6 protein-coding genes are annotated in these 6718 nt (G+C 41.5%); 3 read left to right on the top strand and 3 right to left on the bottom strand.

All coding sequences use genetic code 11. The features are described 5' to 3' along the window. The first annotated feature begins 737 nt into the window (after positions 1-737). From Q1B04_RS18935 to Q1B04_RS18925, 3 genes are all read left to right on the top strand, one after another. On the top strand, positions 738-2072 hold the full coding sequence (locus Q1B04_RS18935; protein ID WP_299762120.1) for a Coenzyme F420 hydrogenase/dehydrogenase, beta subunit C-terminal domain: 1335 nt from the start codon (positions 738-740) through the stop codon (positions 2070-2072). 5 nt (positions 2073-2077) lie between these two features. Beyond that, a complete protein-coding gene (locus Q1B04_RS18930) occupies positions 2078-3277 on the top strand; it encodes a polysaccharide pyruvyl transferase family protein (protein WP_299762117.1) in 1200 nt (399 codons plus the stop codon). A 64-nt stretch (positions 3278-3341) separates the two neighbouring features. Next, on the top strand, positions 3342-4208 hold the full coding sequence (locus tag Q1B04_RS18925) for a sterol desaturase family protein (RefSeq protein WP_299762114.1): 867 nt from the start codon (positions 3342-3344) through the stop codon (positions 4206-4208). A gap of 47 nt (positions 4209-4255) precedes the next feature. Here the strand turns inward: Q1B04_RS18925 and Q1B04_RS18920 are convergent, their stop codons facing one another. The 3 genes from Q1B04_RS18920 to Q1B04_RS18910 form a co-directional block, all read right to left on the bottom strand. Beyond that, complete coding sequence (locus Q1B04_RS18920; RefSeq protein ID WP_299762111.1) at positions 4256-4732, bottom strand: vitamin K epoxide reductase family protein; 477 nt, start codon at positions 4730-4732, stop codon at positions 4256-4258. Positions 4733-4821: 89 nt separating this feature from the next. Continuing rightward, the gene (locus tag Q1B04_RS18915; RefSeq protein ID WP_299762123.1) at positions 4822-5553 is read right to left on the bottom strand and encodes a TIGR04283 family arsenosugar biosynthesis glycosyltransferase; all 732 of its coding nucleotides are present in this window, start codon (positions 5551-5553) and stop codon (positions 4822-4824) included. A gap of 98 nt (positions 5554-5651) precedes the next feature. Beyond that, the gene (locus Q1B04_RS18910; RefSeq protein ID WP_299762108.1) at positions 5652-6707 is read right to left on the bottom strand and encodes a HesA/MoeB/ThiF family protein; all 1056 of its coding nucleotides are present in this window, start codon (positions 6705-6707) and stop codon (positions 5652-5654) included. Positions 6708-6718 lie beyond the last annotated feature (11 nt).

Here is a 6718-nt window from a genome sequence, read left to right as displayed (position 1 = left end):
TGAGACAATGATACGAGTGGCTATGATTCACTTGATGCTTAAAAAATTATCAAAATAAAATCAAAACAGCCTCTAAGCTAAAGTATAAATTTCTCTGTAGTAGCCCACTTTAACTGTTAGGTTAGGGTGGGCTATTGCATTTATTTATGTTTGCTGCAAATCCCTAACTCCAACACGAATTCAGCCTTAACAAACATCACTCCTGTAACATAGGATTACCAACTGTTGCACCCCTTTTTTAATTGTTCTTAAACAGTTATTTGTTGAATTTAAAGCATGTATTCAGAGTATTACTTTGTTCAACAGCTAGTAAAAGTCCAGTACCCTTATTAAGTAGTAGTAGCATTTACTGAAATTTCTCTAGTATAATTTAATACAATAAAAATTCCCATATTTAAACTGCAAAAGATGTAAATATATCAATAATCAATTATTTAAATCTAGATCAGTTTTTCAAATAGCCATATTTATTAATTTAAAGTTAATATAAAACTTAAAAACAAAATTATAACTTTACGTATAAATGTTTAAACTATATTTATCACATAATAAATTATACTTACAGCTTACATACTCCTTAGCGGCTCATATTAAAAATCTATCCCCTATTACTTTGAATGATTTTTGTCTAAAAAGATATGTCATATAAGTCAAATTCTCCCTGATAATTCTGATTATACTTGCTGAGCTATACTTCTCATTTAATGCCTTTCATCATATTTTAAAGTCTATGAATTATGCTTACAAAGGAAAAGAATATTGTAGTAGCCAACGACCTATGTGTTGGTTGCGGAATGTGTACTTATAGTAATGAGAGCGAATTAAAAATGGAATGGAATGAAAGTGGATTTTTAATACCTCATCTAAAGCAAGATACCCTCTCTGAGAAATACAATTTAGACCTTTGTCCTTTCAACCCGAGGCCTAACGAAAAAGTTAAATCGGAGGACGAGTTAGCTACTTTATTTTTGGAAGATGCCCCAAATTATCAGAAGAACATCGGCAGGTATAACAATCTATACGTCGGCTTTTCTCAGAAATTCAGAACTGAATCTTCCTCCGGAGGGCTAGCAACCTATGTTTTCTCTTATTTAATAGAAAGTGGTGAGGTTGATCATATAATTTCAGTCAGAGAGTCAGCTACTAACTTCTATGAGTATTGCATAAGCAGTTCTACAGAGGAACTTTTGCACGCTACTAGAACAAAATACTATCCGGTAACATTTGCTACTGTTCTTCCTTTGCTCAAGGACTTACCGGGTGTAGTTGCCATAGCAGGCGTGGCTTGTTTTATAAAGGCTATCAGGCTTGCCCAGTATCACCACCCGGAACTTCAGGAAAAAATAAAATTTTTGGTTGGCATAATTTGCGGCGGACTAAAAAGTGCGTTTTTTACGGAATACATGGCCTCAAAAGCTGGTGCTGAAATTGGCTGCTTTGTAAGTCCTCAATACAGAATAAAAGACTACTCTTCCACCGCCTATGACTACTCCTTCGGCTGCACAGATATTAAGTCCAAAGCAGAGAGAAAGATAAAAATGAAGACAGTCGGAGACATGTGGGGTACTGGTTTATTTAAGGCCAATGCATGTGATTTTTGTGATGATGTTACCACTGAACTAGCCGATATTTCTCTAGGGGATGCCTGGTTTAACCCTCATGCACGCGACGGATCAGGTACAAGTGTGATAGTTACACGATCCGCTGCTGCAGAACAATTAATTCAGACTGCTATCCAAAATAAAGAACTAAATGTACAGTTGCTACCGCTTGCGGATTTCCTGAAGTCTCAGCGTGGGAGTTTTAATCATAGACAAAATGCACAGCCGTTTCGAATAAAAAAAGCCTTAGCTCAAGGAAAAATAATCCCTCCAAAAAGGTTTACAGACAGCAAAATATCTGTACCAAACAGATTTGTTCAGAACCTAAGGCTGAAAGTACGTGCCAAAAGCCTTGAATTATGGTCAATTAGTCCCAATGCTAAAAACTTTGACTCTGATCTATCAACAGACTTACTGCAGTTGAAGGTTCTAACCAAAATAAATCAGAAAGTCCGAAAATATTTACCTTAAAAGCTATGGAAGTCAATCAACCCAAAAAAATAGGCATTCTAACACAGCCTCTCCACAATAACTATGGAGGGCTGCTTCAGGCATATGCTTTACAGCAAACCTTAAAAAGCTTTGGCTATACAGTCTGGATTATCAATCGAATATATAACAGAAAGAAGATATCGAAAAGGATAAAGGCTTACTTAAAAATGATTTTTCATGGCTATTTGTTAAACAACAAAAATTACAAACTATCCATACTTACAGCTGAGCAAGAGCAAAAAGTTGGAATGCATACTTCTTATTTTAAGCATAAATACATAGCTCCTATCACTCCAGCAATAGATACAAATGCTGGTATGCAACAGCTAAATAACGATAATTTTGATGCCTATGTAGTTGGAAGCGATCAGGTATGGAGGCCTAAATATTCTCCTAATATCAGCAATTACTTCCTGGATTTTATAGAAGGAAATAATCAAGTCAGGAAAATAACGTATGCGGCATCCTTTGGGGTTTCTAATTGGACATTCAATAAAAAGCATACAGAGCGGTGCGCAAGGTTAGCAAAAAAATTTCATGCTGTTTCTGTGAGAGAGTCTTCCGGAAAAATATTATGTAAACAGCACCTTGGTATAGAAGCAACCCAAGTATTAGACCCCACCCTGCTTTTGAAACCAAATGATTATTACAAGTTGATTCAGAATGAAAATGAACCGGAAGTTGATGGCACCTTAATGACTTATGTGTTGGATAATGACATAGATAAGGAGCAATTGATCAATGAGGTTGCCAATATCCTTAATTTGAAACCCTTTACAGTTACACAAAACAAACCGTTAACTATTGGAAACAAAAAAGACCTGGAGAATTGCGCTTATCCTCCTGTAACAAGGTGGTTGAGAGGGGTAATGGATGCAAAATTTGTTATATGTGACTCTTTTCATGGCTGTGCCTTTTCCATACTATTTAATAAACCTTTTTTAGCGTTAGGCAATAGAAAAAGAGGCTTAGCCCGATTTGAGTCGATTTTAAAAATGTTTGACTTAGAAGAAAGGCTCATTACAGACACAAAACACATTGACTATAATTTACTTAATAAACCAATTGATTGGGATAGAGTAAATCAAGTGCTGGCAAATGAAAGAGCTAATTCTTTAAAGTTTTTACAAAATGAGTTAACGCCCTGCTCTTTCGGCATGGCGAATCTGCACCCATCGGTGTGAGGCGGCTGCATTGGCGCATACTAGTACTGCAACCAATATTCACGTTAGGAGGTAAGCTTCTGTAATGAAGTTTAGGTTTCCATACTTTGATTACGTCGGAATGCCCCTGCTCGGGGCGGCGGCGGCAGCTTTGTTTATACTTGAAAGCAGAATAAAATTACGCAAACGCACACAGCCAAAAGTCAAGCGGCTCAAAGAAAACGCAAGCGTGGCTGCGGTGGCGCTGCCTGCTTTGCGGCTGCTCCTGATACCGTTCTCACACGCTGCTGCACAGCAGGCTGCCAAGTATAAATTGGGAGTATCTAACTGGCTTCATTTACCTAAATGGGCACAGTATGCGGCAGGTTTTCTTTTACTAGACTATGCTAATTACCTTTGGCATGTGCTGCTCCATAAATCAGATTCACTGTGGCGTTTCCATAACGTGCATCACATCGACCTGGACCTGGACTTGTCAACTGCCTGGCGTTTTCATGTGGGCGAAAACATCGCTTCTGTTCCTTACCGCTGTGCGGTTGTTGCCCTTATCGGAGTTCCGGCCCCGCTGGTGCTTTTTTATGAGCTGATTTTTGAAGGCTGCACCGCTTTTCATCATTCTAACCTGCGCTTGCCTTACCAGGTAGAAAAGCAGCTTTGCCGGTTAATAGTTACACCACGCATGCACGGTATTCATCACTCAATTGTCGCGAAAGAGACTAACAGTAATTTCTCGGTTATCTTTTCGTGCTGGGATCGCTTGCACAGGTCACTCCGCCTGCATATTCCACAAAATGAAATCACGATCGGCGTACCCTCCTACCGCGACTCTGCAGAGCAGACGCCCTTAAATCTTTTCATGATACCTTTCAGGCAGCAACGTGCCTGGATGTTGCCCGATGGCACTGTACCGGAACGCTCAGATGAACACCCGCTCGACCATTTGTGTCCGTAAGAAATAATTTTGGTGACCGGGCGCTTTCTCTGTAAGCCGATCATACTTTAAGAGGATTGGCCAGTTATTAACTTATAGGCTGGTTTGATAGATACGAAATTGATAACGGCACCTGTCACACAATACACGCACATTTTTTTTTGCACAAAAGCCATTTTGTAAAGGTACTGCGCTGCGCCCAAAGCTTGCCCTAATACAATTCCGCCAAGCGCTAAATCAATCAGCTTTGAGCGTTTCTTGAAGCGGGTACCAGCCATAGCGAGAAACATGGTAGCTGCGTACGCTCCCAAACTAATCACACCGTCAGGCATTCCCATAATCACAGCATCCTTTGAGGTATTTACTTTAACTGTATCAAAAACATCGCCCGGCAAGTCAGGCAGCTTTCGGACATAGCCCATCTGCAGCAGAGAAATCAGGCTGAAATCTACCAAGCCGACAGCTGCCCAGGCTGCAATTTCTCGACGCTTTTCGGTTGCCGCACTTTTATCTTCTCTAATTTTATCAATTACTGATTCTTCCATACTTAAGCTTGTGAATTATTTTTATAACAGGATAAAGGTGAGCGAAGCAGCATGTTTACAAACCTTTAGCTCCACTCTAAAATCCATCTTTAGTTTTGCCTCATGTACGTTTCATCCTTTAACTTAGATCTCTTAATGAGCTTATTATACACTTTAACAAGCCTTTGCTGAGAGTACCCGAGGTAGTATAGCAGCCATATATAGAAGAAAACGAGCTGAAGACGGTATACGCCATTATCGAGATATTTCTGTGCGGAGGTTGTTACAGCAGCCGGTAACACATTAAAGTTGGTTCGCTTCTTAATCCGATAAATTATTTCCTGGTCCTCCATCAGCAGCAGGTCATCGCAGAAGCCGCCGATTTTCATAAAATGATCCTTTAAAACGTACAGGCTTTGGTCGCCGAAACGTATGGTGTCCACATCAAAACGTGTGAACCACGCATTTAACTTTAAAAACCAATGCTTCTTGTTAAACTGAAGCCTGAAACACCCAGCGCCATACTTAGAGCTGCAGTTGCGCTGGATAAGCTGCAGGAAATCTGGAGGAGGAAATGTGTCTGCGTGCAGAAAGTATAAAATCTCTCCCGATGCCTGGGCCGCTCCCGCATTCATCTGCGCTGCTCTTCCTTTTTTAGGTGAGTGTACTACCCTGGCACCGGCAAGCTGGGCTAACATGCAAGTTTCGTCTGTGCTACCGCCGTCTGCCACTATAATTTCCGGCGCTGTTTCACTCACACAATTAAACAAATAATACAGAAGGCTCTGTATACCTTGGGCTTCGTTGTAAGTGGGGATAATAATACTGACAGTTGCAGACATCATAGCGCCTTCTTTTAGAAGGGAAAGGTTTTTATACCATACGTAAAGAAAAGCCTGATCAGTTTGCGGCATAGCACCGGTTATGCTAAATATCACCTTTAACTATAAATACCGCCTTTCAAGTTATACACTTTCAGCATCGGGTACTGCTGCCGCAGCATAGTTGCCGCTGCGCTGCTTCTGGCACCGCTCTGGCAACAAAAAACAATCACTTTACCCTGAGGTAACTCATCTATTTTTTCTGGCAGCTCTGCTAAAGGTATGTTGTTGCCGCCAATGTTAAAATCATCAAACTCATAGCTTTCCCGGACATCCACCAGGTAAAACCGCTGCTGCGCTAAACCTTCTTCCAGTTCAGGTAAATTGATGTCTGTTTTTGTGCTGGAGCACTCTTCAGGCGCGGAGTCAGGAGCTGCCTTTACATTAGCACGGGAGGTTCGCTTGATGCCAAGCAAGCGAAAATCATTCTGAAGGATATCCAGCACAAGCAGCTTTCCTGATAAAGGTTCTCCTATTTGGCAAATCAGTTTAAGCGCTTCGTTGGCCATGTACATTCCCACCAAACCGGGTAGCACGCCCAGCACGCCTGCTTCAGCACAATTAGGTATTTCGGATGCAGCCGGAGGCTCGGGGTATAAACATCGGTACGATGGCCCGTTTTGATAATTAAAAACAGCTACCTGCCCATGAAATTTCTGAACAGAGCCATACACAAAGGGCTTGTCTAGGGCCATACAAGTATCGTTGACTAGGTACCGTGTCGGGAAATTATCTGAGCCGTCAATTACAATATCATAGTAACGCAGAAGAATTTCCGCATTGTGGCTGTTTAGCCGTTCCGGATAGGCTCTAACCTGCACCAGCGGATTAAGGAGCGTGATTTTCTCTGCGGCCACCACAGCTTTCTGCCTGCCCGCATCGGCACTGCTGTACAGCACCTGCCGGTGCAGATTGCTTTCCTCCACCAGGTCATCATCAACTATACCGATTTGGCCTACGCCAGCCGCAGCCAGGTATTGCAGCACCGGACAGCCCAAGCCGCCTGCACCAATCACCAGCACGCTGGCCTGTTTCAGCCGCTGCTGGCCCTCTAAACCAATTTCAGGAAGTATGATTTGCCGGTTATACCGTTTCATTTCTTCTTTATCCAGCATATATTGTTTGT

Origin of the sequence: uncultured Pontibacter sp. (assembly GCF_947495565.1) — a bacterium.
Classification (GTDB): domain Bacteria; phylum Bacteroidota; class Bacteroidia; order Cytophagales; family Hymenobacteraceae; genus Pontibacter.
Note: the sequence above shows the minus strand (reverse complement) of the source record. Positions and strands in the feature narration are given on the sequence as shown.